The sequence below is a fragment of the Kitasatospora viridis genome, from assembly GCF_007829815.1.
Classification (GTDB): domain Bacteria; phylum Actinomycetota; class Actinomycetes; order Streptomycetales; family Streptomycetaceae; genus Kitasatospora; species Kitasatospora viridis.
This window is the reverse complement of the sequence record NZ_VIWT01000006.1, coordinates 434610-455674: the sequence shown is the minus strand read 5'-3', so window position 1 is coordinate 455674 and position 21065 is coordinate 434610. Positions and strand designations below refer to the sequence as shown.

Here is a 21065-nt window from a genome sequence, read left to right as displayed (position 1 = left end):
GGACAGCGCCGGGCCCGAGACCCGGAAGGGGTCCGATGTCCCGTTCCACCAACCTCCGCCGCGGCATCGCCGCCCTGGCGGTCGCCACCGCGGCCACCGCCACCCTCGCGCTCGGCACGGGTTCCGCGAGCGCGGTCACCGGCGGCACCTACTGCGGGGCCACCCAGCAGGTCGACGGCGACGTGTACGCCCAGGTGTGCCTCAACGTCAGCGGCTACGCCGCGCAGGCCTCGCTGCACGTGACCAACCACGGCAGCCACTCCATCACGGGCGTCGCGTACATCAACCACAACGGCTCCTACGAGGCGACCACCAGCTGTGGGGGCATGACCGCTTCCGACCCCGGCAGCTACTGCAGCACCCCCTGGGACTACATCGGCAACGGCGGCTACGCCCAGGGCCAGGCGTACCTCTACATCGACGGCAGCTACTACGGCAGGTTCTTCTCGCCCTCCGAGTACATCGGCTGACGTCGCGTCAGCTCAGCCCCGCCCCGTCAGCGGTGCCGCCCCGGCCCGCCGGCGGGGCGGCTCGCGCCGCCAGAGGCGGCGGCAGGTCGCGGCCGGCGCGCCAGCGCGGCGATCAGCAGGGTGCAGAACACCTCGACGGCGAGCGGCGGGCCGAACTGGAAGTGGTCACCGTCGATCAGCCCGGCCGTGCCGAGCGCCGCGGCGCCCCAGATGGTCGTCACGACCGGGTGCGAGCGGATGCGGGAGGTGCCGCGGCGCACGGCGACGGTGGTCGCCAAGCCGAGGACGGTGGCCAGCGCCGCCATGCCCAGCAGGATCGACTCCTGCCGGTTCGAGCCGAAGACGAGGCCGAACACCAGGCCCGCGACGATCGCGCCGAACACGCCGCTCGCGATCTGACGGGCCGTCGGCGGGCTCCCCGCGTCGGCGGCTGCCCGGGCGGGCGGGGTCGCCGGGGTCGCCCGGGCCGGGGTCGCTGACGCAGCCGCCGGCGCCACCCGGGTCGCCTTCACCGTCCTCGGCGCCGTCCGCTCCGGCGTCACCGCCCTCGCCGCCGCCCCCGCCGCACTGCCCGCGAGCCGCGCGGCAGCCTGCTCCGCCGTCAGCCGGCGCGCCGGGTCCTTCGCCAGCAGCCCCAGCACCAGCGGCCCGAGCGGCCCGGAACGCACCGGCGGGGCCGGGTCGTTGAAGAGCACCGCGGTGAGCACCTCGGCCGGGTGGCCACGGCCGAACGGCGGCCTGCCCTCCAGCGCGCAGTACAGCGTGGCGCCCAGGGAGAAGAGGTCGGCGGCCGGACCGCCCTCGCCGCCCCGGGCCCGCTCGGGCGCGATGTACTCGACCGAGCCGATGAACTCCCCGGTGGCGGTGAGCGCGGTGTCCGCCTCCCGCACCGCGATGCCGAAGTCGGTGAGCACCACCCGGCCGCCGTCGGTGATCAGCACGTTGGCGGGCTTCACGTCCCGGTGCGTGATGCCGGCGGCGTGCGCGGCCCGCAGCGCGTCCAGCAGTGCCGCAGCGATCGCGGCCACCCTCGGCACCGGCAGCGGGCCCTGCTCGGCGATCAACTGGGCCAGGTCGCGCACCTGGAGGAGTTCCATGACGATCCACGGCGCGTCGCCGTCCATCACGATGTCGTGGATGGTGATGATGTTCGGGTGGTCGCGCAGCCGCGCCGCATTGCGCGCCTCGCGCTGGGCCCGCAGCACCCGCTCGGTGCGCTCGGCCGCCGGCAGGTTGGTCGGCAGCACCAGTTCCTTGACCGCGACGTCGCAGTCCAGCGCCTGGTCGCGGGCCCGCCAGACCCGGCCCATGCCGCCCTCGCCGAGCGCCGACACAAGCCGGTAGCGCTCCCCGATCACCCGCCCGGCCCGCCCGCCGTCCACTCGCCGCGCCCCGTCCCCTCGGTTGCCTGACTCGGAGTCAATCTACCGAACCGCACGGCACCGCACGCGACGGCCCGGGGCGGGGGTGGCTGCGCTCCCCCGCCCCGGGCCGTTCACCGGCGCTGCGGCGCGCTACCCCACGACCTGCACCTTGTCGGCCTGCATGCCCTTCTGGCCCTGGACGGCCTCGAAGGTGACCTTCTGACCCTCCACCAGGGACTTGAAACCACCCCCCTCGATCGCCCTGAAGTGCACGAACAGGTCCGGCCCTGACTCCGGGGTGATGAAGCCGTAGCCCTTCTCGTCGTTGAACCACTTCACGGTGCCGTTCTGGCGCTCGGCCATGCCTTCTCCTTCGGGATTCGGATCACCTCACCCGATCCTCTCACTCAAAGCACTCGACTAAACACGAGGCGCAGCGGTCATCGTGCGACCTGGTGACGAGCGCCACTTCAGGGCCTCACCGACCGGCACCGCACATATCATCTGCACTCGAACCACCCACGAGGAGCGCCCCCATGCCGCAGCCACCGGACCACCGGGCCCGAGGCGCCGTCCTCGCCGTCGCCGCGGGCTTCCTCGCCGCCACCGCCCTCGCCGGCGCCCTCGGCTACCTGCACTTCTCGGCCCAGATCCGGGCCTACCGGGCGGCGCGGCCCTGCCCCGCCGCCGACTGCTACCGCGAGGTCACGGCCACGCTGGCCGAGAAGTACGAGGAGTCCGGCCGGAGCACCTCCTGGCACGTCAGCCTCGACACCGCGCCGCCCGCCGACCGGGACGTGGCCGTGAGCCGGGGGTTGTTCGAGTCGGTCCAGCCGGGCGACACCGTGCGGGCGCGGATCTGGCGCGGCACGGTCACCGCCGTCAACGGCTCCGCCACGTACGCCGCGCCGGACGACAACGACCACCGCGCCGTCTGCGGCTACGGCGGGCTCGCCGCCGCGGGCGCGGCGCTGGCGGCCGGGGCGCTCTCGGCCCGCTCCTTCCGCCTCGTCCGGCGCGGCCGGGCCCGCGCCGGCGCCGAGCCCGGCCCCGACTTGGACTGATCGCGGCCGGACACGGTAGACAAGGGGTCCGGACCGGCGAACGGGGAGGGCCAGTTGGAGCGGATCGGGTCGTATGCCGTGGTGCGGGAGCTCGGCGCGGGCGGGATGGGCACGGTCTACCTGGCCCGGTCGCGCGGCGGGCGCCTGCTGGCGGTGAAGGTGGCCAGACCGGAGCTGGCCGCCGATCCGGCGTTCCGGGCCCGCTTCCGCGCCGAAGTGGATGCGGCACGCAGGGTCGGCGGCTTCCACACCGCCCAGGTGGTGGACGCCGATCCGGACGGCGAGCCGCCCTGGCTGGCCACGGCGTACATCCCGGGCCCGACCCTCGCCCAGCTGATCTCCACCCAGGGCGCCTTGGGCGAGCGGCAGTTGCGCGAGCTGGGCGCGGCGCTGACCGAGGCCCTGCAGGCGGTGCACAGGTGCGGGCTGGTGCACCGGGACCTGAAGCCGGGCAACATCGTGATGGCGCCGGACGGCCCGCGGGTGCTGGACTTCGGCATCGCCCGGGCCGCCGAGTCCACCCGGCTGACCATGACCGGCCACGCCTTCGGCACCCCCGGCTACCTCGCTCCCGAGCAGGCGGCGGGCGAGGACGTGACCGGCGCGGCCGACGTGTTCGCCCTCGGTGCGGTGCTGGTGACGGCGGCGGGTGGCAGCGCCTTCGGCGAGGGCGGCCCGATGGCGCTGATGTACCGCTCGGTGCACGCCGCGCCGGACCTCTCGGCGCTCCCGGCGGGCCTGCGCGGGATCGTCGGCGCCTGCCTGGCGAAGGACCCGGCGCGGCGCCCCGGCACGGATCAGCTGCTCGACGCGTTCACCGGCGCCGCCGACCCCACCCATCCGCCCACCCTCCTCGCGGACGCCGACCCCGCCGACTTCCCGCAGGACTCCGACCCCACGGGGGAGATCGAGTTCTTCGAAGCCGAGGACGCCGAGCGGGCGCTGGCCATCGACGCCCGCGGCGTCGCGATCAGCCTGATCGGCCTGCCCGACGCCGGCTTCGACTTCCGCTGGCAGGAGATCAGCAGCATCGCCCACACCCTCGACCGGCGCCGCCTGCAGTGCACCCTGTTCGTCGAGTGCACCGACGACGCCCCGTACGACTGCACCCTGACGGCGCCCGACGAGCAGACCTACGAGGAGTGGGCCCGGCTGCTGCCCGCCGTACTGGACCACTACTGCGACTAGGCACCGGCCGCCGGAGTCCGCCGGAGCCGCCGTGCACCCGTTCGGTTCGACTGCGAACTCTTCCGGCGCAGCAGATCCGACCGCGGACCGGGCGCCCGTCTAGCGTGGCCGTCAGTGGGGGGACACCACTGACTCCGATGGAGGTGAGCCGTGCGTCCCGAGGTGACACGGCGTCAATCCGACCAGGCGCCCGAGGGCGAGCAGGTCAACCGCAGGTTCCCGCGGCCGGGTGCCCTGTTCTCGCTGGCCGCCGCGGCCATACTGCTGTTCGCGGGTGCCGGGCCGGCCGTCGCCCAGGGCGGGCCGGCCGCGGCGGGTGCCCGGACCGATGCGAGCTCCACCAGCTCGACGGCGACCCTCGACGACGGCAGCGCGGTCGACTCGGCGGCCGCGGCCGGCAAGGCCCAGGACTACTGGACGCCCGAGCGGATGCAGAACGCCGTCCCGTTCGACTCCCCGGCGTCCGACACCCTGCCCTCCGGCAGCGCCGAGCCCACCCCCGCGCCGACCGGCAGCCCGGGCAGCATCGACCCGGCCGCGCCGACCGTGCCGAACCAGGGCGGCCCGAAGGACCCGCTGATCACCGAGTCCGCCGCGGTCGGCAAGGTGTTCTTCCACAACCCGAGCGACGGCAAGGACTACGTCTGCAGCGGCAGCGCCCTCAACGGCCCGTCGAAGCAGATGGTGATCACCGCCGGCCACTGCGTGCACGGCGGCCAGGGCAAGACCTGGATGACCAACTGGATCTACGCGCCCCGCTTCCGGTCCGGCAACTACCCGTTCGGCACCTACGCCGCCAAGCAGTTCCGCACCTTCAACGCCTGGATCGACAGCAGTGACCACACCCGCGACGTGGGCCTGGTGACCACCTGGCCGCAGAACGGCACCAAGCTGGTCGACGCGACCGGCGGCCAGGGCCTGTCCTGGAACTACTCGCACAGCGTGGACGTCACCGTCCTCGGCTACCCGGTGGACCGCGACAACGGCCAGATCCAGCAGTGGTGCACCGGCACCACCAGCGGCTCCGGCGGGTACATCCAGATCCACTGCAACTTCGGCGGCGGGTCGAGCGGCGGGCCCTGGCTGCGCGCGTTCGACGACTCGACCGGCCTCGGCTACGTCAACGGCGTGATGTCCACCCTGGACAGCAACGGCTGGAACGCCAGCTCCTACTTCGACGACGCCGTGAAGACGATGGTCGACGCCCAGGGCAGCGTCACCTGACGGTTCGTCCGCCCACCGCACCGAGGCCGCCCGGCGCACCCCGCGCCGGGCGGCCTTGCGCTGTCCGGGCGAAGCGGCGTGCCGTCACCGCCGCCCGGTCGTTGGGGCAGGTCATGACCCTTCGACAGACCGCCACCGCCCTCGGCCTGCTGGCCGCCTCCGCCCTGCTCGCGGTGACCGTGCCCGCCGTCTCCCAGGCCGCCGTCCCGCACACCGCCGGCCCGGCCACCCGTGCCGCCGCGCAGGTCCGCAACCCCAAGACCGTCAAGGCCGCCGACTACAACCAGGCGCGCAGCATCCTGGCGAAGGCCGGCAGCCAGACGGCCGCCAAGTCGCACCCGGTCCACGGGACCGGCGACGTGCCGGTCTCTTACGGCACCAGCCTGCTCGCCTCGGCCCGCGACGAGTTCCGGCAGGCCGACCGGAACCTGCCGGCCAAGGACAAGAAGTCGGACATGTCGATCTCCCACTACAACGCGATCCACAACGCGGCCAAGGTGATGGGCATCGACCGCTGGTGACCGGTCAGCTGCCCGCACCGACCGCGCGCACCCAGACCGGGAAGGGAGCGCGCACGGGCTGATCGTCCGACTCCTCCGACTCCTCCGCCTCCTCCGCCTCCTGCGCCGCGGACAGCTCCGACCAGGCCACCACTCCCGGCTCCCGGTCCGCCAGGTACCCCGCGACGATCGGCCCGAGGTCGTCCGTGGCAAGGTGCGCACCCCCGAAGGGCAGCTCCGCCGCGCTCACCGACCCGGTCGAGCACCGGAGCTGCCCGGCCTGCTCGTCGTGCCACACGTAGAACGTCGCCACCCCCGCGAAGCCCAGCTCCCGCAGGCGCAGCCGGATGCGGTCGGCGGTCCACTCGAACGCGGCAACCACGTCGGGCACCGCCAACGCGCGCCGCTCCTCCTCCCCCGCGCCGAGCCACCAGGTGTTGGTCGCCCACTCCGCCCGCCGGTCGGCGGGTTCCAGCACCAGCGGTTCGTCCGCCACTTCGGCGATCCAGGTCAGCAGCACCCGAGCAGTATCCCGGCCGGCCGAACCGAGTGCGACAACTGAGTACGACAACTGAGTACGACAACGGATGTCCCCGCACCCCCGGGTCCGGTCACCATGACAGGACCGAAACGGCATCAGGGGGGCACCAGATGAACCAGCACCGAGCGCACCGGCTCCGGTCACGCGCGGCACGGTGGCCGATCGCGGTGGCCACCGTCATCCTGGCGCTCGCGGCGGCCGGCTGCGACGACCAGGGCGATCCCACTCCGAGCAACGACGCCACGAACTCCCCCGACCTGCTGACCACCGCCCTGCACCAGGTGCACGCCACCGACCTCACCCGGGCCTGGATCGAGTTCGGCAACACCGGCGGCCCCACGTACATCGACAACGGATCCGCCGCCGACGCCCTGAGCACCGACTCCCTGGCCGGCTTCGGCGCCCCCGCGTTGGCCACCCAGTCGCAGCTCCCGCTCCTGACCGGCATCGACCCCGCTGCCGGGCGGCCCGCCCTCTCGGTCGGCCGACCGGGCGACGCGGTCGGCTTCCTCTACGGCTCCTTCGACGCCGCCGGGATCGGGGCGAACTTCCGCAAGCTCGGCTACCAGCACAAGGACCTCGGCGGCGGCGAGACCGAGTGGCTGGTCCGCGATCAGGACCGGACCGACCAGACCAGCCCGCTCGCGCAACTGGGCATCACCACCGCGCTGAACGTCGTACGGGTCTCGCCGAACCGGATCGTCTACGGCGAGGTGAGCGCCGACGTCGACCAGGCGCTCGCCGGCGGTCCCACCCTCGCGGACGACGCGGCGGTCGGCCCGGTCGCCGGCTGCCTCGTCGACACGGTCGCCGCGCAGATCGGCCAGGACCCGAAGGTCGGCCGGCAGCCGCTCGGCGTCGGCGTCCGGGCACCCGTCCCGACCGACGCCACGGAGGTGATCTGCCTGCCGACCGCGAGCGACGCCGCCGCCCAGGCCGCCGCCGCGGCCTGGCCGGGGCGGGTGGCCTCGGCGCGGTCCACGGTGTGGGCCGAGCCCTGGTCGGCCCTGCTCACCGCGCCGCAGGCGACCGTCGTGGGCGGCCCCGACCACCTGGTGCGCCTGACGGCGCGTCCGACCACGACGGTGCAGGTGCTGTTCCAGGCGGTGCAGAACGCCGATCTCGGCTCGCTGGTCGGGGGTCTGACGACGGGCGGCTCGTGACCCATTGGTCCAGACCAGCGTTCAGCTCCCGTTCACCGTCGACACCCTCCGCCGTAGCCCGACGGTCCGGCAGGACTGGGAGTCTCCTGGGAATTTCGTGCACCTCCCAGGAGACGACGTGTCACTTCCCTCCCGCAGAACGGTCCTCCGGACGGGTACGGCCGCCGGCGCGCTCGCCGCGCTCCCGGCCTCCACCCTGCTGTGGACGCAGCCGGCCGTGGCCGGCACCCCCGGACCGGAGCAGATCCACCTCCAGTGGGGTGACGACCCGTCCACCCAGCTGACCGTCTCCTGGGCGACCGGCGCCGCCGTGCGCCGCCCCCGGGTCCGGGTCGGCACCGCGCGCGACGGCGCCGGGGACGCGGTGCGGGCGCAGAGCCGCAGCTACGTGGACGGGCTGAACAAGGTCGAGACGTTCACCCACCACGCCAAGCTGCGCGACCTCGACCCGGACACCAGCTACGTCTACGAGGTGCTGCACGACGGCGCGGCTCCCGTGCGCGGCACCTTCCGCACCGCACCGGCGCCCGGCCGGGCCGCCTTCCGTTTCACCAGCTTCGGCGACCTGGGCACCGGCGACAACGTGTTCCAGAAGTCCTCGATCCACGGCGCGGCCGCCGTCCGGCAGGTCGAGCAGTTCGACCCGCTGTTCCACCTGCTGAACGGCGACCTCTCGTACGCCAACAACAACCCGCAGCTCCAGCCGCAGTGCTGGAACGCGTTCATGAACAACATGGCCGGCTCGGCCGCCCGCCGCCCGTGGATGCCGGCTCCCGGCAACCACGAGGTGGAGGCCGGCGGCGGGGACCTCGGCTACGCCTCCTACCGGACCCGGTTCGAGCTGCCGGACAACGGCACCCGCGACTACTGCGGCAACTGGTACAGCTTCCAGGTGGGTTCGGTGCTCTTCGCGAGCCTGGACGGCAACGAGATCGCGGTCGAGGACGACGCCAGCATCGACCCCGCCACCGGCCAGTCGATCTACATCAGCGGGTACAGCGAGGGCGCCCAACTCCGCTGGCTGGAGCGGGTGCTGCGGCGTGCCCGGCAGGGCTGCGAGGTGGACTGGATCGTGGTGAACCTGCACCAGTTCGCGATGTCCTCCTCGGCCAGCAGCCACGGCGGCGACATGGGCATCCGGGAGAAGCTGCTCCCGCTGCTCGACCGCTACTCGGTCGACCTGGTGCTGGCCGGGCACGACCACGACTACGAGCGCACCCACCCGGTGCGCGGCACCGAGCCGGGCGGCCTGCTCACCCCCGCCGTCGCCGACGACGAACTGCGCGAGATCGACGCCACCAAGGGCACCGTGCACCTGATCCTCGGCGGTGGCGGCACGGCCGGGCACGACGACAAGTACCTGCCCGCCGACGGCAGCGGCGTCCGCGAGGCCACCGTCCGCACCCAGCGCCTCACCTTCAAGGCCGACCCGGACGCCACCGAGCAGGCCCACTGGTCGGCGGTGATCGACCCGGACACCCGGTTCCCTTACGGCGTCGCGGTGTTCGACGTCGACCCGGGCACCCTGCCCGGTGGCCGCACCACCATCACGGTGAGCTACTACCACTCGGTCCCCGCAACGGCGGCCGTCCCCTTCCCGGCCCCGGTGCTGTTCGACCGCTTCACCCTGCACCGCAACCGCAGCGACGGCTGGGGCAGTTGGGGCGGCTGGGACGGCGACGACGACCAGGACCGGCAGTAGCCGCTACCCCCAGTGCCAGCAGTACAGCCCGTCGCCCGTCTCGCCGGCCGTCCGCGCGAGGCGGGCGACCGCGTGCAGGAGCGCCGGCAGGTCGTCGTCGGTCATCTCGTCCCCGTCCTCCCGGCGGATCCGCTCGTGCCAGCGCCCGGCGAGTTCGTCCAGCCGGTCGGGCGGGGCGGCGGCCAGGGCGCGGGTCAGGGCGGGCGGGACGGCGAAGACGCCGCTGCCGTCGTTGACGACCGGCGCCACCCAGCTGGGCCACTCGTGGGCCAACAGCTCTGCGAGCGGAGGGAGTTCGGCACCGGGCGACTCGAAGTACAGCTGCCACTCGACGGCTGCGTCGTCCGGGTCGAACCACCGGCCGGTCACCGCGCTCTCCCGCTCCGGGCCCCGCGTGCGCGTCGCGGCGGCGGTGCGGTCGTCGGGAGCGAGGAAGAACGCGATTCCACTGGCCATCCCGCGATCATCGCAGAGCGTTTCAGCGCAGCACCGCCACCCCGGCGAGGCAGGAGGCCTCGGCGTCCGTGGCGGGCTCGTCCCCGGGGTCCGGGTGCCAGCGGGGTGAGGCGACCAGGCCGGGTTCGAGCAGCTCCCAGCCGGCGAAGAGGGCGGCGATCTGCTCGCGGGTGCGGCTCTGCGCCTCGGCGCCGGCGGAGCGGTAGACCTGGACGACCCGGGCGGTCTCCTCCGGCGCGAACTCGGGGGTGCTGTGACTGATCGTCAGATGGCTTCCGGGGGCGAGCTGGGAGCGGAAGGCGGCGATGAGGTCGGCCGCAGCGCGGTCGGGGCCGTCGGGCACGAAGTGCAGCAGCGCGATCATGCTGAGCGCGATCGGGCGGGAGAAGTCGAGCAGTTCGCGGGCCCCCGCGAGCACCTGCTCGGGGTCGCGGACATCGCCCGGCAGGTAGGCGGTGCGGCCCTGCGGGGAGCTGCGCAGCAGGGCCTCGGCGTGGGTGAGGACGATGGGGTCGTTGTCCGCGTAGACGATCCGGGCGGCCGGGCGCACGGCCTGGGCGACCTCGTGCAGGTTGGGCGAGGTGGGGATGCCGGTGCCGATGTCGAGGAACTGGTCGATGCCGCGCCGGGCGAGGTGGCGGGTGGCCCGCTGCATGAACGCCCGGTTGGCCCGGGCGGCGATCCGGGCCCACGGGAAGACGGCGAGGGCGCGGCCGGCGGCCTCCCGGTCGGCCGGGAAGTTGGTGACGCCGCCCAGGAAGTAGTCGTACATCCGGGCCGGGTGCGGCAGGTGCACGTCCAGGTCGATCCCGTACCCGCCGGTGTCCTCGTCCCCTGCCATCCCACTTCTCCCTCGCGCCACAACCATTCGATCATGCCCGGTGGTTGGCAGCCGCAACCGGGGCGGCGCCCGACTGGGCGGTGGAAAACCCGTTGCTCCGCCGGATCCGCGCACGTACCGTCGTCCGGTCCGGTCGTCGGACGCCAGGCCCGGTCCGAGGAGGTCCCGTCATGAGGTGCACCGGCTCCACCCCCGCACCCCTGACACTCCTCCCGGACAGGATCCCTCCTCGTCTTGAACGACACCGACTCGAATGACGCCCCCTCGCGCGACACCGGTTCGCCTGCTGGCGCCACCGATCCGCACACTCGGCGCCGCCTGCTGCCGGACCTCTCCGTGCTGCGCACGGCGCGGGACTTCCGGCTGCTCTGGCTGGCGGGGCTGATCAGCATCCTCGGCTCCGCGTTCACCCTGCTGGTCGCCGTGCCGCTGCAGGTGCAGGAGCTGACCGGATCGCCGCTGGCCGTCGGCCTGTTGGGGCTGGCCGAGCTCGCCGCGATGCTGCTCTGCGCGCTCTGCGGCGGCGCACTGGCCGACCGGACCGACCGGCGCCGGATGGTGCTGCTCACCGAGGCCGGCCTGGCGCTGCTCACCGGCGCGCTGCTGGCCAACGCGCTGCTCGGCCGGCCGCACGTCTGGCTGCTCTACCCGGTCGCCGCGGCGGCGGCCGCGCTCCAGGGCTTGCAGTGGCCGGCGCTCGGCGCCCTGGTACCGCGTCTGGTGCCGGACCGTCAGCTGCCGGCCGCAGCCGCGCTGGAGTCGCTGCGCGGCAACACCGCCGTGCTGGTCGGCCCCTCGCTGGGCGGGCTGCTGGCCGCCGCTGCGGGACTCGCCACCGCCTACGCGCTCGACCTGGCGAGCTTCGCCGCCTCCCTGCTGCTGCTCGCCCGGCTGCGCCCGGTGCGGGTGCGCGAGCCGGAGGAGGGCGGGCTGCTCCGCTCGGTCGGCGCCGGGCTGCGCCACCTGGGCGGGCAGCCCGTGCTGCTCGGCACCGCGCTGCTCGACCTGCTCGCCACCGCGCTCGCCCTGCCCACCACCCTGCTGCCGTTCCTGGCCGAAGGCTGGCACGCCCGGTGGGCGCTCGGCCTGCTCTACGCCGCGCCCGCCGCGGGCGGGCTACTGGCGGGCGCGACCAGCGGCTGGCTGGGCCGCACCCGCCGGCTCGGCCGGGTCGCGCTCGCGGGCAGCGCCGTGTGGGGCGCCGCGCTCGCGGCGGCCGGCTGGGCGGACCGGCTGGGCCCGGCGCTGCTGCTGCTCGCCGTCGCGGGCGCGGGCAACGTGCTCGCGGACGCGGCCCGTTCGGTGATCTGGAACCGCACCGTGCCGGACGCGGTCCGGGGCCGGCTGGCCGGCGTCGAGCTCCTCGCCGGTGAGGCCGGCGCCACCCTCGGCCAGCTGCGCGCGGGCGCGGTCGCCGCCCGCCTCGGCGCCCGCACCGCGCTCCTCGCAGGCGGCCTCACGGCGTTCGGCGGCACGGCGGTGCTGGCCGGCGCGCCCGCCGCGCTCTGGCGGTACGGGGCGGCGCAGGCCTCGGCGCCGGCGCGGGCTACGGCCTGACGCTCGGTCACCCCGGCCCGGTCCGCGCGGACCGGGCCGGGGTGCGGGGTGCTGGGCACCGACCGGCTCCGGCAAATCCGCTGGCACCGGGAGCCCCGGCTGACGAGACTGCACCAGTGAACCCGCTACCGCCCTCGCCCTCCCCGGACCCGCGGGTCCGCGACCTCGTTCTCGACTTCGCGGCGATGGACGCCCTGGTGGCCGAGCTGGTCGTGCCCGGCGACGCGTCGATGTACGTGATGAGCGCCCTGGAGACGGCCCGCGAGCTGATCCGGCACTCCTACTTCCGGTACGAGTTCGCCACCGTCGCCGTCACGCACTCCCTGTTCGCCCTGGAGCACGTCCTCGCCGAGCGGGCCGGCCAGGCCGGGCTGATCCCGGCCGAGCTCGCCGCCGGGCTGGACCGCGCCCGGGGCCTGCGCGACAAGCTCGCGCAGGGCACCGTGACGAGCGCCGCCCTCGGCCCGATGCCGGCCGCCGCCTTGGTGCGCGCCGTCTTCGACGCCGTTGCGCTGCTCCACCGTCCGGCGCCGGTACCGGAGGCGGCGGACGTGACCCGGGATCAGCTCGCCCGGCTGTGGGAGGAGTTCCGGCGCGCGCCGTACCCGGACGGCTTCCGCGGCGTCGCCATCGAGGGTGTGGAGCTGATCCTGCTGGACGCCGACGTCGCCGGCCTCGTCATGCGGGAGCTCGCCGGCGGGCTCGACGACAGTGGCGTCGCCCTCCTCTGGGCCCGCATCGCCGACCTCGACAAGGTCGTGCCCCTGATCGACTCGGCGTACTGCGCCTGCTACTTCGCGAAACTCCGGGCGGTGGCCGGGCTCGCGGCGGCGCGCTCGCTTCCTCCCGCGACCTGAGCGGCGCCCTACCGCCCCATGGTGTCGCGAATTCCCTGCGCCACAAGACTGGTTGAAGGTCTAGACCGGTTCCTATGCTGTCGCCATGCCTGACGCCCACGCAGCCGACCGGCCCGCCGCCCTGCTCGCACCGGTCGGGCTGGGCGCCGTCGAGAGCGCCCTCTACCTCGCCGTGCTGGCCGCGCCGCGCGCCACCGCGACCGAGCTGGCCCGCGCGGTGGGGGCGACGCCCGCGCGGGTCCGCGGCTGCCTGCGGCGGCTGCTGGAGGCCGGGCTGGTCACCCGGCTCGCCGGCACCCCCGCCCGGTACACCGCCGCGCCGCCGGACGCGGCGATCGGCGCGCTGGTCACCGGCCGCCAGCACGACCTGGAGCGGTTCCGGGCCCGGGCCCACGAGCTCACCGCGCACCTCCGCAGCACCCAGTCCGCCGGCCCGAACGCCCAGTTCGCCGAGGTGATCGAAGGCCCCGCGCTGATCCGTCACCGGGTGGAGCAGATGCAGCTCGGCGCCCAGCGCGAGATGAAGGTGGTGGACTGCCCGCCGTACTTCGACAACCCGGTCGCCAACCCGATCGAGTTCCAGCTGCTGCGCCGCGGGGTGGCCTGCCAGGTGATCTACGACGCGTCAGGCCTGGAGAGCAGACCGCGGCTGGAGTTCACCGCAGCCTGCATCGCGGCCGGCGAGCAGGCCCGCACGCTGCCCTCGGTGCGGATGAAGATGCTCATCGCCGACCAACAGGAGGCGATGATCCCGCTGGGCTTCGGCACCGCCGAGCCGACCACGGCGCTGTTCGTCCGCCCGTCCCCGCTGCTCACCGTGCTGCTCACCTGCTTCGACCTGCTGTGGGAGCGGGCCGCCCCGATCACCGCGACCGGGACGGCCCCCGAGCTGCTGGACCGGCGCGACCTGGAGCTGCTGACCATGCTCGCGGGCGGCGCCAAGGACGCGGCGATCATCCGCGCCCTCGGCATCACCCAGCGCACCCTGACCCGCCGGGTCGGCCGACTGCTGACCCTGCTGGACGCCCGCACCAGGTTCCAGGCCGGCCTCCAGGCGAGTCGGCGCGGCTGGCTCTGACGCTCAGTCAGCGATGGAGTAGCGTCAGCAGGTTCCGCTCTGCTTCCAGGCCGCCCAGGAGCCCGCCGCCCCCGGGGCCGCCCCGGTCGAGTACCAGGTGGCGGTCCACTTGTCGCCGTTGTAGGAGACCTGCGCGCCGGGCGCGTAGGAGGAGGTAGCGCTCCAAGCGGCCAGGCCGCCGCAACCGGCCGGCGGCGGGTTGCCGCCGTTGCCGGAGCCGCCGCCGTAGGTGACGGTGAAGTCGCCGGAGTTGTCGTCCGCCCCGGTCGAGGCGATCACCGAGCCACTGCTGTCGGTCATGTCGATCGCCTGCGCGTTGGCGGCCTGCAACGTGCCGCCGTCGATGGTCGAGCCGGTGAACTCGATCGACCCGAAGTCCGGCAGCGCGGTGACGCTGCTGCCCGAGGTGACGGCCTCCGCGACCACCTCGGCACTGGCGTTCTGCGCACCGGAGGGCGCGGCGACCACGTTGTCCTCGGTCCAGCCCTGGGAGCTGTCGGTGAGCGCCAACTCGTACTGCCCGTCGCTGCGGGCGGTGACGGTGGAGGTGAGGCTGTCGCCGGGCGAGACCGGATCGCCGTACTCCTGCACGGAGTTGTCCGGGTAGGTCTCCCACCAGGCGAACGGCTGCGGCGAACCACTGGAGCAGTCCACCCCGGTGCCGTCCTGCTCGACCGACTGGCTGCCCCAGCCGTCCAGGCCGATCCAGAACGCGGCTATGCCGTCGGAGTTGCAACTGACCTGCGGCTCCACCCAGCTGGAGGTGACGGTGCTGAAGGTCGCACCGTTCGCCGCGTAGCCGGCCCAGTTGGTGCTGGTCTGGTTCGCCGGCACCAACTGGTGACGCGCGTTCAGCAGGTGGGAGAAGTGCTGGAGGTTCCGCACCGGCACCGACGTCGCCCCGGGCAACGCGTGCCCGTGCGCGGCGTGGTGAACGGCGGGCGGGGCGGCCGACGCGGCCTGGGCGGTGGCACCGCCGCCGAACACGACGGCCAGCGCCACCGCGGCGACGGACAGGGATCGCAATCTGCGCACGAGGTCACTCCTCTTCTGGATGTGCACCGGACGAACCACGTGCACTCTGGAGTTCACCGCCGGGCCGCCACAATGCCGAAAGGTGGACACTGGCCACAGCACGCCATGATCGACGCCAGCTCAGGCACCCACCCCGCAGAATCAGCCCATCACCTCGCAGGCCGGCACCTTGACGCCAAGTCAGCTGTGCTGGATTGCGCGCCCGCCGCCCGGGGCATCTCTCCCGGCAACGCACAGAGGGCCGCCTCCCCCTGCTTGGGACGGGGGGAAGCGGCCCTCTGGGTGTTGCGGTTCCTCCGACTACAGCTCGCCGGCCAGGATGCCCTTCTTGAAGGCCTCCCACTCCGCCGCGTCGTAGCGCAGGTCACTGCGGTCCGGGCGCTTGGAGTCCGTGATCACGACGCCGCCACCGGGCAGGTGGGCGACCTCCACGCAGTTGCTGTTGTTCTGGCTGAACGACGACGTACGGCGCTCCAGGCCGCTCACATCGAGCGCGTACAGATCGGCCTTCGGCAGAGCCTCAGAGGTGCGGGGCCCAGGGGTGGTGCTCAATGTGCATGTCCTTCCATGTGTTTTTTGATGGTCTCCCGCGACTGGTCGACGGGAAGTGCGGCAACCATGACGCGCTCGAACGCCTCGTCGTACTCACCGGCGACCTCGTCTCCTTCGAAGTACCGCATGTCGTTGCGGTCTTCGGTCATGACGATCGGCGGCCACGGTCGGGCGAAGTGGAAGACGATGAATGTGCCGCCCGCCCCCGGATGCGGCCCGGCGTCCAGGGGCATGATCTGGATCTCGACATTCGGCAACTGGCTCACGTCCAGCAGCCGTCGCAACTGTTCCGGCATCAACATCGGATGCGAGACGAACCGCTGCATCAGCAAGGCCTCGTGCAACACGAAGCGCCATCGCGGCAGGCCGGTGGGCTGGGTCAGGACCGCCTGCCGACGCATCCTCAGATCCACGATCGCCGGATGCTCCTCTGGCGGGATCCGGAACGCGGTCGCCATGGTGATCTCCTTGGCGTAGGCGGCGGTCTGCAGCCAACCAGGGATCACGTTCGGGTGGTAACTGCGGATCGACTCCGCCTCGCCCTCGGCGTAGATCAAGTCCTCGACGTGCTGAGGCACCGCTGAGGTTCCGTAGTTGGACCACCAGCCGGACTTCCCGGCGTTCCGTGCCAACTCCTCCAGCACCGTGACGATCTCGGGGTCACTGACGCCGCAGCACTCCAGGAGTTGCGCGACCTCCGGCGCCGTGATGGCGCCGACCGCGTGCTCGATCCGGGAGATCTTGGGGCCGGTCCACTTCGCGCCCATCATCGCGGCGAGCTGCTCACCGCTCAGCCCGGCCCTGTCCCGGTACTGGCGGAGCATGCGACCAAGTCGACGGCGGCGGACGGTGGGTACAGCACGAGCGCTCGGCATGGGTGATGCTTCGTCCTCTCCTGGTGCGGTGTCCATGCATCCGGGTGAAGTCTCGCACTTCAGAGGTGCACCGGTCGATAGAACACCAGTTTTGTCTCTTGCCAGTTGGCCCGGCAAGCTTGCCAGCCCACCGAAGCAGGAGCACTCTAGTCGCACGCGCTATGACGCTCAGTCAAGTTGCGTGCCGGTAACGGATTTTGAGGCGCGGAATACTCGAACACGCCTCCGATTCCCCCGGGCCGACGGCGCACCAGCACCACCAGCACCACCCGGAGAGACAGATGGATCTCATCAGCACGCCAACTACCGTGCCTTCCAGCATCGTTGACGCCCTGGCCTCGTTCACCGTCCCGGCCAGACCCGATCAGATCGGCATGGTGCGCCGCTGCCTGCGCGAGTTCACGAGCTGGCTCACCCTCGCGCCCGACCTGCTCGCGGACCTCCTCCTGATGACCTGTGAGGTCCTCACCAATGCTGTACAGCACGGCTGTTCACCGGATCGCGACGACGACCGGGTGCGGATCGACGTGCAGCTCATCCGCGCCAGCGCCGTGCGCGTCTCGGTGACCGACCCGGGCCACGGCTACGGGCGCCTCCCCTGGCCGGGCGAGGAGGAGGAACACGGGCGCGGCCTGCTGATCGTGGCGGCCCTCGCCACCGATCTCGGGGAGTACACCGCCGCCGACGGGGCGCACACCGTCTGGTTCACGCTCGGCGACTGCTCCGCGCTCCCCTCTCCCCGGTAGCACTACCACTACGACGGACACCCCCGACCCACCAGCCACGGAGGCACCGAAATGACCACCACCAACGCTCCCGCCACGCCCACCGTCGAGGTCGGCGACCTGGTCAAGGACGCCCACGGCCGCCACCGCGTGGTCACCGACCTGCGCGACGGCCTGCCCCTGCTCCGCCGCCGCACCGGCGGCGCCCCCGAGGAACCCCCCGTGGACCCGCGCACCCTGACCCTGATCGCCCGCCGCGGCACCTGGTCCTGACTGCCACTGACCTAGACCGGCACGCGGGCGAAGCCCTCGGTCCAGTGGTCCTCATCGAGGTCGTACTCTCCGATATCGAAGCAGTCGGGCTCATCGGCGAAGCCCGGCAGGAGACGCGCTCGCCGCATCCGCTCCGCGGCCGCGGCCTCCGAGGAGTAGATGCCGAGCAGCTTGACGTCGTCTCCGTCCTGCTCGTCGATGAACACGCCGCCGTCGTCCACGTGAACCGTCTCGCCGTCGGGGCCGGCTTCGTTCTGGTGGCCGATGTGCCACAGGGGATAAACCTTCACAGGCGCAGGCTACCCCGGGCCCGGCATTCGCCAGGTCGGCGGTCGTCGACAGCATGAAGCCACGCCAACTATCGGCGGCCGGTACCAGCTGGTCCGCCCGATCGACGAGGGAGGCTTCGGCGAGGCCTGGCAGGCCCGCGACGCCGTGCTCGGTGTTGACGTCGCATTGAATCAATAGAGGTGGGCGAAGACCGGCTGGCTGGCAAGGAGGGACTTCTGCGGGTCGCCGCCTTGATGCAGGACCAGCGAGACCTGGTAGTCGTAGATGTGAAACTTCGTCACGTCGTCCCAGGTCGTTCCAGAGCAGAGCGTGTCGACGTCTCCCTTTCCGTTTTGCGGCGCACGGGAGTTGCGGCCGACGACGACTCCATTCTTCGTCAGGTACGCGTTGAGGTCCCCCGAAGGTATGCGGCCTCGGTATTCAACTCCGAGTGATTCTTTGCGAATCGGGACGGAGAAGACCTGTAGTTTGTTCGAATCGGTGACGCCGGAGACAGTCTTCCCGCACTCTTCGGCGTGAGCTGCAGCAGGTGGCTGTTGGCTGCAGCCGGTGATCGGGGCCACAGGTAGAAGTACGAGCGATAGCAGGGCAAGGCTGCGCTTCATGCCCTTAGGACGCCGGTCGGACATCGTTGGTTCCCTCAGCATGTGGTGGTCGGGTGTACCTATGGGTCTGCCCCCAGGTACACCCGACAACCTGTCAGGTATGGGGGTTCAGGTGCAGGCCGAAGGCGTTGAGGATGTCGGGTGCCTCGGTCCACAGCAGCGTGTTGGCATCGAATCCGCCCGAGACGATACCGCGAGCCTGCCGGGTGTTGCTTCCGGTTACGGTGAACACGAGTGCTCCGGAGTCGCCTTCCGTTGCGACATAGCCCGAGGACTGGCCCTCCACACCGCGGATCGTTGCGTTAGTGCCGTCGTTCCACGTCACGGCCCAGCGGATGTCCTGGTTGATCACCTTGATCCCGCAGGGCACGCCGTGGCCGTTGTAGTACGACACTGCCCCGTCCTGGCACACCTGTTCGCCGTTGTACGAGTACGCGTCGGAGGGAACGGCGTACCACTGGCCGTTCGGCGTATCGGCCTCGTCCGAGTTCGTTCCGCTTCCGCTCGCTCCGCTGGTTGCGATGGTCTGGGCGTCCCAGCCCGGGTTGTCGGCAGTGACGATGCCGATGAAGTTCCCGTGAGAGTAGCCCCACGAGCCGACGGCGTCGCCTTCGCCGTAGACGGAGGTACTGGAGGACGTCGCGAAGCAATGGTCTGCGGTGATGAGGTAGTCGTTGCCGGCGTTGTCCTCGGCGGCGAGACCGGCGGTGCAGTTCGCTGTGTACCCGGCCTTGTGGGATTGGCCGATCAGCACGTCACCACCGATGAAGGGCGCGTTGTCGTTCCAGCGCCAGGTGTCCAGCGTGGCCTGAGCCTGTCCGGCGGTGACCGTCACAGGGATGTCGTTGCCTGCGAGCAGGGCCTTGACGTGGTCGACCGCCGAGGGCGCCGCCTGGATCTGGATCCCGGAGCCGTCGGGAGCCTCGGCAGCGGAGTAGATTTCCGGTTTGGCACCCTTGGCGGGTTTGTTCGCACCCATGATTTTGTCGAGCGAGGCATCGATCTGCTTCTTGGTGTATTTGGCCGACACGTACTTGACCTTGCTGGTGTCGACCCCGGCGTGTGCGGTCTTTGCCGCTGCCGCGATCGCCGTTCCGTGTTTCGGGTCGGTGGTGTAGACGATGACCTGGTCACGGGTCTGGTCGACGTAGATGTTGCTGTAGGTGTCGCTGAAGGCCGTCTTGCGCCCCTGCTCGTCAATGGAAGCGGCGAGGTCGTGAAGGGGCTTCTGGGCGAGGGCCTGTGCAGTTGCTGCCGCGTCGATGCCTGCCAGACCCCCGCCATCCTTGGCGATTGCCTCGGGTGTTGCTGTCGCGAGCACAAGCGAGAGGGCCGCCCCGCTTGTAAGTAGAGCCGTGCGAATTTTGCGGTTCACGCTGGTTTCCCCCCAAAGTGAAATTGCAAGGCCGGTGATCGATAATATGTGATCGCGAAGATCAATTATTTTCCGCGCAGTTTTTTAGCCAGCAGTGAACCCGAGGCCACCCAGGGGGTCTTGGAACGGCGCCGGATACACGCTGGACAGGAGAGGATCAGCCTGTAAGCCAGATCGCAGATCTTGGCCGGATCATGCCGACCAGCCACGCCCACTGCTCGGCCACTAACTGATCGTTTCAGAATGAGTTCAAGCGCCTCCGCAGCCGCTACGAACGACGCGCCGATCTCCACCAGGGACTACGCGGCCCTGCCTGCAGCAGCATCTGCCCCAGGCACCTTCGAAAGTCATCCTGAAACGATCAGTAAGGCCCGGTCAGAGGCTGGCCTCGGCGAGGATGCGGTCCATCCGGGCCGGTGGCAGCGCCGGGTTGGCCGCCGCCGCCTCGACGACGTTCGGCTCGGAGTCGGCCAGCAGTTGCTCCAGCAGATCGGCGGTGGCGTTGGGGTGCCTGGCTGCCCCGGCCCGGAGGAAGGGCTCTTCGTGGGCGGCGAGGATCCGCAGCTGAGGTAGCGGGAGTTCGGGGTCCTCCAGGGCGTTGGCCTGGGTCCGGGGGTTGGGGTCGTTCGCGAGGCTGCGCAGTTCGTGGCGCGGGAAGTTGGGGTGGTCGACCAGCCGGGTGCGCACCTTGATGTCCTCGCCGTGGTCGCGGAGCAGCCGCAGCAGGACCTGGGGCGGGTCGGCGGGCGGCGGTGCGGCGGACCGAGGCGTCCGGGTCGTCGTCCAGCACCTGCCAGGCGTCCTCCGGTAGGTCGCGGCTGGCAGCCAGGACGCGCCGGAACGCCGCGTGCGGGCTGTTCAAGTGGCTCAGCCGCTCGGCGAGCGGTAGCTCCCGCAGCCAGCCGGGCTCGTGTCCGCTCCCGAACGCGAGGAGGGACGCGATTCCGCCGGCGGCCCGTTCCGCCTCCAGTTGTGCGAGCAGTCGATCGCGGGTCTCGGGCGTGGTGTGGCGGCTGTAGGCCACCGCGACGCGCACCGACGGATCCGCGTGGTCCGCCAGCCGGGCCACCATGTCGGCGGTCAGGTGCGGGTTGCGGGCCAACCCGTCCACCACGTGCTCGTCTCCCGTGGCCAGCAGGCGCTCGAACTGATCGGGCGTCAGCGGGAGGTAGCGCGCGACGTCCGCCTGCACGGCGGGGTCGGCCAGGCAGCGCTCGTAGAAGTCCGGCGGGACGCCCGGCTCCCACGAACGCGCGGCCGCCGCCCGCACCTTGGGATCCGGATCGGCGAGCAGCGCCCGCTGCGCCGACATCGGCCGGTCCCACCAGG

Annotated in this window: 24 protein-coding genes and 1 pseudogene; 13 read left to right on the top strand and 12 right to left on the bottom strand. The window is 72.1% G+C overall.

The genetic code is table 11. The features are described 5' to 3' along the window. Window positions 1-35 precede the first annotated feature (35 nt). Window positions 36-470 (top strand): hypothetical protein, encoded by a 435-nt coding sequence (locus FHX73_RS41185; RefSeq protein ID WP_145911195.1) that lies wholly within the window; start codon window positions 36-38, stop codon window positions 468-470. Between the two features lie 26 nt (window positions 471-496). On the opposite strand, the gene FHX73_RS41180 is transcribed toward FHX73_RS41185, so the two are convergent. Beyond that, window positions 497-1852: a serine/threonine-protein kinase gene (locus FHX73_RS41180; RefSeq protein ID WP_145911194.1), complete on the bottom strand. Its 1356-nt coding sequence runs from the start codon at window positions 1850-1852 to the stop codon at window positions 497-499. Between the two features lie 132 nt (window positions 1853-1984). After that, a complete protein-coding gene (locus tag FHX73_RS41175; RefSeq protein WP_145911193.1) occupies window positions 1985-2197 on the bottom strand; it encodes a cold-shock protein in 213 nt (70 codons plus the stop codon). 173 nt (window positions 2198-2370) lie between these two features. Between FHX73_RS41175 and FHX73_RS41170 the strand changes: the two genes are divergently transcribed. From FHX73_RS41170 to FHX73_RS45890, 4 genes are all read left to right on the top strand, one after another. After that, entirely contained in the window at window positions 2371-2898 is a 528-nt protein-coding gene (locus FHX73_RS41170) for a hypothetical protein (RefSeq protein ID WP_145911192.1), read from the top strand. Between the two features lie 54 nt (window positions 2899-2952). Continuing rightward, window positions 2953-4086: a serine/threonine-protein kinase gene (locus tag FHX73_RS41165; RefSeq protein ID WP_145911191.1), complete on the top strand. Its 1134-nt coding sequence runs from the start codon at window positions 2953-2955 to the stop codon at window positions 4084-4086. Window positions 4087-4248: 162 nt separating this feature from the next. After that, window positions 4249-5310: a trypsin-like serine peptidase gene (locus tag FHX73_RS41160; protein ID WP_246214197.1), complete on the top strand. Its 1062-nt coding sequence runs from the start codon at window positions 4249-4251 to the stop codon at window positions 5308-5310. A 113-nt stretch (window positions 5311-5423) separates the two neighbouring features. Next, entirely contained in the window at window positions 5424-5831 is a 408-nt protein-coding gene (locus tag FHX73_RS45890) for a hypothetical protein (RefSeq protein ID WP_211786498.1), read from the top strand. Window positions 5832-5835: 4 nt separating this feature from the next. Here FHX73_RS45890 and FHX73_RS41150 read toward each other — a convergent pair whose 3' ends face one another. Next, a complete protein-coding gene (locus FHX73_RS41150; RefSeq protein ID WP_145911190.1) occupies window positions 5836-6330 on the bottom strand; it encodes a hypothetical protein in 495 nt (164 codons plus the stop codon). Between the two features lie 131 nt (window positions 6331-6461). Here FHX73_RS41150 and FHX73_RS41145 point away from each other — a divergent pair, with 131 nt between their 5' ends. Continuing rightward, the gene (locus tag FHX73_RS41145; protein WP_145911189.1) at window positions 6462-7514 is read left to right on the top strand and encodes a hypothetical protein; all 1053 of its coding nucleotides are present in this window, start codon (window positions 6462-6464) and stop codon (window positions 7512-7514) included. Window positions 7515-7632: 118 nt separating this feature from the next. After that, entirely contained in the window at window positions 7633-9216 is a 1584-nt protein-coding gene (locus FHX73_RS41140) for a purple acid phosphatase family protein (protein ID WP_170305314.1), read from the top strand. Between the two features lie 3 nt (window positions 9217-9219). Here FHX73_RS41140 and FHX73_RS41135 read toward each other — a convergent pair whose 3' ends face one another. Both FHX73_RS41135 and FHX73_RS41130 read right to left on the bottom strand, forming a co-directional pair. Continuing rightward, complete coding sequence (locus tag FHX73_RS41135; RefSeq protein WP_145911187.1) at window positions 9220-9672, bottom strand: hypothetical protein; 453 nt, start codon at window positions 9670-9672, stop codon at window positions 9220-9222. Window positions 9673-9694: 22 nt separating this feature from the next. Next, window positions 9695-10513: an SAM-dependent methyltransferase gene (locus FHX73_RS41130; RefSeq protein ID WP_145911186.1), complete on the bottom strand. Its 819-nt coding sequence runs from the start codon at window positions 10511-10513 to the stop codon at window positions 9695-9697. Window positions 10514-10747: 234 nt separating this feature from the next. On the opposite strand from FHX73_RS41130, the gene FHX73_RS41125 reads away from it, so the two are divergent. The 3 genes from FHX73_RS41125 to FHX73_RS41115 all read left to right on the top strand — a co-directional run bounded on the left by FHX73_RS41125 (window position 10748) and on the right by FHX73_RS41115 (window position 14005). Continuing rightward, a complete protein-coding gene (locus FHX73_RS41125; RefSeq protein WP_145911185.1) occupies window positions 10748-12070 on the top strand; it encodes an MFS transporter in 1323 nt (440 codons plus the stop codon). A 116-nt stretch (window positions 12071-12186) separates the two neighbouring features. Next, window positions 12187-12927 (top strand): hypothetical protein, encoded by a 741-nt coding sequence (locus FHX73_RS41120; RefSeq protein WP_246214196.1) that lies wholly within the window; start codon window positions 12187-12189, stop codon window positions 12925-12927. Window positions 12928-13012: 85 nt separating this feature from the next. Then, the gene (locus tag FHX73_RS41115; protein WP_145911184.1) at window positions 13013-14005 is read left to right on the top strand and encodes a helix-turn-helix domain-containing protein; all 993 of its coding nucleotides are present in this window, start codon (window positions 13013-13015) and stop codon (window positions 14003-14005) included. Between the two features lie 24 nt (window positions 14006-14029). On the opposite strand, the gene FHX73_RS41110 is transcribed toward FHX73_RS41115, so the two are convergent. From FHX73_RS41110 to FHX73_RS41100, 3 genes are all read right to left on the bottom strand, one after another. Continuing rightward, a complete protein-coding gene (locus tag FHX73_RS41110; protein WP_170305313.1) occupies window positions 14030-15040 on the bottom strand; it encodes a G1 family glutamic endopeptidase in 1011 nt (336 codons plus the stop codon). A 300-nt stretch (window positions 15041-15340) separates the two neighbouring features. After that, window positions 15341-15592 (bottom strand): DUF397 domain-containing protein, encoded by a 252-nt coding sequence (locus FHX73_RS41105; RefSeq protein ID WP_246214195.1) that lies wholly within the window; start codon window positions 15590-15592, stop codon window positions 15341-15343. Continuing rightward, window positions 15589-16416: a helix-turn-helix domain-containing protein gene (locus FHX73_RS41100; protein WP_170305312.1), complete on the bottom strand. Its 828-nt coding sequence runs from the start codon at window positions 16414-16416 to the stop codon at window positions 15589-15591. Before FHX73_RS41100 ends, FHX73_RS41105 begins: the two co-directional genes overlap by 4 nt. A 359-nt stretch (window positions 16417-16775) precedes the next feature. Between FHX73_RS41100 and FHX73_RS41095 the strand changes: the two genes are divergently transcribed. Together FHX73_RS41095 and FHX73_RS41090 are read left to right on the top strand one after the other, a co-directional pair. Then, window positions 16776-17213, top strand: a complete 438-nt coding sequence (locus FHX73_RS41095; protein WP_170305311.1) for an ATP-binding protein — start codon at window positions 16776-16778, stop codon at window positions 17211-17213. A 51-nt stretch (window positions 17214-17264) separates the two neighbouring features. After that, window positions 17265-17465: a hypothetical protein gene (locus FHX73_RS41090; protein ID WP_145911180.1), complete on the top strand. Its 201-nt coding sequence runs from the start codon at window positions 17265-17267 to the stop codon at window positions 17463-17465. Between the two features lie 11 nt (window positions 17466-17476). Here the strand turns inward: FHX73_RS41090 and FHX73_RS41085 are convergent, their stop codons facing one another. From FHX73_RS41085 to FHX73_RS41075, 3 genes are all read right to left on the bottom strand, one after another. After that, the gene (locus FHX73_RS41085) at window positions 17477-17755 is read right to left on the bottom strand and encodes a DUF7336 domain-containing protein (protein WP_145911179.1); all 279 of its coding nucleotides are present in this window, start codon (window positions 17753-17755) and stop codon (window positions 17477-17479) included. A 171-nt stretch (window positions 17756-17926) separates the two neighbouring features. Beyond that, entirely contained in the window at window positions 17927-18385 is a 459-nt protein-coding gene (locus FHX73_RS41080) for a hypothetical protein (RefSeq protein WP_145911178.1), read from the bottom strand. 70 nt (window positions 18386-18455) lie between these two features. After that, window positions 18456-19736 carry a chymotrypsin family serine protease gene (locus FHX73_RS41075; RefSeq protein WP_145911177.1) on the bottom strand — a complete coding sequence of 427 codons (1281 nt, stop codon included), beginning with the start codon at window positions 19734-19736 and terminating at the stop codon, window positions 18456-18458. Window positions 19737-19984: 248 nt separating this feature from the next. Here FHX73_RS41075 and FHX73_RS46935 point away from each other — a divergent pair. After that, window positions 19985-20092, top strand: a pseudogene (locus FHX73_RS46935) (IS5/IS1182 family transposase); the annotation flags it as partial. A 19-nt stretch (window positions 20093-20111) separates the two neighbouring features. Here FHX73_RS46935 and FHX73_RS41070 read toward each other — a convergent pair. Then, window positions 20112-20423: a hypothetical protein gene (locus tag FHX73_RS41070; RefSeq protein WP_145911176.1), complete on the bottom strand. Its 312-nt coding sequence runs from the start codon at window positions 20421-20423 to the stop codon at window positions 20112-20114. Between the last annotated feature and the right edge of the window lie 642 nt (window positions 20424-21065).